The sequence below is a fragment of the Streptococcus mitis genome (assembly GCF_001579035.1).
Lineage (GTDB): Bacteria > Bacillota > Bacilli > Lactobacillales > Streptococcaceae > Streptococcus > Streptococcus mitis_J.
The window spans coordinates 254,257-258,038 of the sequence record NZ_KQ970286.1 but is presented as its reverse complement, the minus strand read 5'-3'; the positions used below and the strand labels follow the sequence as shown (position 1 = coordinate 258,038).

Here is a 3,782-nt window from a genome sequence, read left to right as displayed (position 1 = left end):
AGAATTGTTCTGCCGAGTACACAACTCAACGCTTAGTGACAGAACCTGATACTGTTCTCCGAGAAATCTATGGAGAAATTTCCCATATCAACTCCTTCCACCATCAGAGCATCAAGGATTTAGCACCAAATTTAAAGATTGCGGCTCATGATCCTAAAGATGGCATTATTGAAGCTGTCATGAGTACGGATGATGTCGCCTTTCTCGGTGTCCAATGGCACCCAGAATTTCTTTTTGAAAATCGCCCCAAAGATAAAAACCTCTTTGACTATGTCGTTAATGAACTTTAGATTAAATCCGTCTTTTCACGGTAACTAAAGTAACTAGATTGTGAGACAATCAAATGGTCCAAGAGGACAATCCCCATCAGGTCGCAGGCTTCTTTGACAAGTTTAGTAACATGATCATCATTTCGGCTAGGGGCTACTGCTCCCGAAGGATGATTGTGAACCAAGATGAGTGAAGTCGCCATATGCTTGATAGCATAGTGAAGAATCTCTCGCGGCTCAGCAATACTACGAGTTGCAGAACCGATAAAAATAGTCTGTTGATGAATGATTTGATTTTGAGTATTGAGATAGAGCGCCACCAGGTGCTCTTGTTTTTTGTCCCCCAATTCCTGTTGCATCTTCTTGGCCAACTTTTGACTGCTGAGAATACTTTCCATCTCAAGAGTCTCATGTTTGTGAATACGATGTCCCAGTTCAATCATAGCTTGTAATTCTATGGCCTTAACTCGCCCAATACCAGACAGACTCTGTAATTCCTGCAGGGTCATTTTTTTCAAATCTGTTAGGCTTGAAAGATTGCTCAAGACTTTCTGGGCAATTTCAAAAACGCTAGCTTGACGTGTTCCTGTCCTGAGTAAAATAGCTAGCAACTCTTGGTTACTGAGCGCTTCTACTCCTTCCTTGGCCAGTCTTTCTCTTGGTAATAGTGAATCTTCTTGGAATGAAATACTATACATAAAAATCCTCCTCACTTTATTATTCGTGAGAAGGATGAAAAATTAGTATTTTTTTCTCAATTGGGGCCACACTAGCCAAAAGTTTTTTCAAACCTACTTCTGGGAAATTGATTTTCAATTCCTGAGTTGCACCGCTACCTGAAACTTCCAGAACAGTTCCCTCTCCCCATTTTTTGTGGAGAGCAATGTCACCAATGGACCAATTTGACTCACTAGACGCTGATTTTGCCCCAGCTGTAAATTGACCAAATGGAAGACCGCTTGACTGGATAGATTTTGAGGCAGCACTGCGTTTACAGTCTTGAAGAGCTTGAGCCAAACTCATACCTTGACCAAAGGCAAGGCCACCACTGCTATATGATGCCTTAAAGCTTGTATTTGCTGGACGGGCCAGACCTTGATACTCAAGTAAGTCTGAGCTGATTTCGTTAATAAAACGAGTCGGACGGTTGTAGTTGGTACGACCAAAAAGCAGGCGCGAGTTGGCATTTGTCAGATAGAGAATTTTCTCTGCACGCGTAATTCCTACATAGGCCAGACGACGCTCTTCTTCCAATTCATCTTGATCTTCAGCCGCACGGCTAAGCGGAAAGACATTTTCTTCCATTCCAATCAAAAAGACAACTGGAAACTCGAGACCTTTGGCAGCATGCAGGGTCATCAGGGTCACTTCTGATGTCTCCTGACTACCTGAATCTGTGTCTGCAATTAAGGCCAAATCATTTAAGAAACGACTCAGCTTGTCCAAACCAGTTTCTTCTTCTGGCACATCAGAGGTGTCGTCAAAATTTTTCGTAACAGAAAGAAACTCTTCGATATTTTCAACACGAGCCTTACTTTCCAGAGTTGCTTGGGCATTAAGAATATCAATGTAACCTGTTTTTTCTAGAACTGCTTCAACCAACTCAGTAATGCTTAAGTGGTCCAGCTGCTCTCGCAAATCTAACATCATATTGGCAAAATCCCAGATAGATTGAGCTGCCTTACCCTTGATACCAGATAACATGATATTGGCTGAAGCATCTAGCATGGACATGTCTTGCATATTCGCAAAGTCACGGATTTTCTCAACTGTACCTGGTCCAATTCCACGCTTCGGTTCGTTGACAATGCGCTCAAAACTGATATTGTCACTCAAATTGGCAATGAGGTTGAGGTAAGCGATAATATCGCGGATTTCCTTACGGCTGTAGAACTTGGTCCCTCCAACCATGGTATAAGGAATGTTTGACTTGAGCAAGGCTTCCTCAATAGTACGGGACTGCGCATTAGTCCGATAGAGAACTGCAAAATCCTTGTGAAGGAAGTTTTGACTGCGACCAAGTTCATCAATAGTTTTAGCCACAAATACAGCCTCATCTAGCTCATCATTGGCACGATAGTAAACGATTTGTTCTCCATCAGCGTTTTGGGTCCAGAGATTCTTAGGACGGCGGTTTTTATTATTTTTAATGACCTCGTTGGCCGCTTGGAGAATAGTTTTAGTTGAGCGATAATTCTCCTCCAACAAAACAACCTTGGCTTGGGGATAATCCTTTTCGAAGTCCAAGATATTCTGCATATCAGCACCACGCCAACCGTAAATAGACTGGTCCGCATCCCCAACCACACAGATATTTTTAAAACGGGAAGCCAAAAGTTTGACCAATTGGTACTGAGCGTGGTTGGTATCTTGGTACTCATCAACATGGATGTATTGAAACTTCTGCTGGTAGTAGGTCAAAACATCAGGATTTTGATCAAAGAGACGCAGGGTCAGCATAATCAAATCATCAAAGTCAACCGACTCCGACTGACGCAGTTCTTTCTGATAGGCTGTATAACACTGGGCCACAATTTGCGTGTACATATCTCCAGCTTGAGCTGCATAAGTCACATCATCAATCAAATCATTCTTAGCATTGGAAATAGTTCCTAAGATGCTCCGTTCATTCCATTTTTTCGGATCCAGGTTCAACTGCTTGAGAATGCGTTTCATGAGCGTTCGCTGTTCACCAGGATCTACAATAGTGAAATTGCGGTTGTAGCCAATATGGTCCGCAGCCCGACGCAAAATACGAACACACATGGAGTGGAAGGTAGCAATCAGACAGTCCTGAGTGGCTGGATTGAGGCTATAAGCACGCTCCTTCATCTCACGCGCAGCCTTGTTGGTAAAGGTAATGGCCAAGATATTCCAAGGATTGACCAGCTTTTCATCGATTAAATAAGCGATACGGTGGGTCAAAACTCGGGTCTTTCCAGAACCAGCCCCCGCCATGATCAACAAGGGACCTTCTGTCGTTTGCACCGCCTCAGCCTGACGGTCATTCATTCCATTCAATAATGCGTTCATCTTCTCTTCCTTACTCTTGAAGTCAATATTTCTATTATATCAGAATTCAGGGAAAATATCTTTACCTAGACTGATTGCTTATAGAAGGCAACTCTTTCATCAGATGAAAATATGGCCTTATATCTAGATAAGAAAATGAGCTTGGATAGTATTTCCAAACTCATTTAAATTCAATTAAACTATTAGAACAAGCCTAGAACGGTTCCATCGCTTTCAACATCCATATTAAGAGCAGCAGGTCGTTTTGGAAGTCCTGGCATGGTCATGACATCACCAGTTAAGGCAACGATAAAGCCTGCACCTAATTTTGGTACCAATTCACGAATGGTAATTTCAAAGTTTTCTGGTGCTCCAAGGGCATTTGGATTATCTGAGAAACTGTATTGAGTTTTAGCCATACAGATTGGCAATTTGTCCCAACCGTTTTGAACGATTTGAGCGATTTGTGTTTGAGCTCTCTTCTCAAAGTTTACTTTGCTA

General features: G+C 42.3%; 4 protein-coding genes. 1 reads left to right on the top strand and 3 read right to left on the bottom strand.

All coding sequences use genetic code 11. The features are described from left to right. The coding region (locus SMIDD26_RS03565; RefSeq protein ID WP_167747460.1) for a gamma-glutamyl-gamma-aminobutyrate hydrolase family protein at nt 1–290 on the top strand (290 nt) is incomplete at its 5' end. Here the strand turns inward: SMIDD26_RS03565 and radC are convergent. The 3 genes from radC to SMIDD26_RS12660 all read right to left on the bottom strand — a co-directional run. Beyond that, nucleotides 287–967, bottom strand: coding sequence for a RadC family protein (gene radC / locus SMIDD26_RS03560; RefSeq protein ID WP_061438968.1), 681 nt, complete (start codon nt 965–967; stop codon nt 287–289). The two genes, SMIDD26_RS03565 and radC, sit on opposite strands and share 4 nt — an antisense overlap. A gap of 19 nt (nt 968–986) precedes the next feature. Then, nucleotides 987–3,302 carry a DNA helicase PcrA gene (gene pcrA, locus SMIDD26_RS03555; RefSeq protein WP_061438966.1) on the bottom strand — a complete coding sequence of 772 codons (2,316 nt, stop codon included), beginning with the start codon at nt 3,300–3,302 and terminating at the stop codon, nt 987–989. Between the two features lie 182 nt (nt 3,303–3,484). Next, the coding region (locus SMIDD26_RS12660; protein WP_246746880.1) for a formate--tetrahydrofolate ligase at nt 3,485–3,782 on the bottom strand (298 nt) is incomplete at its 5' end.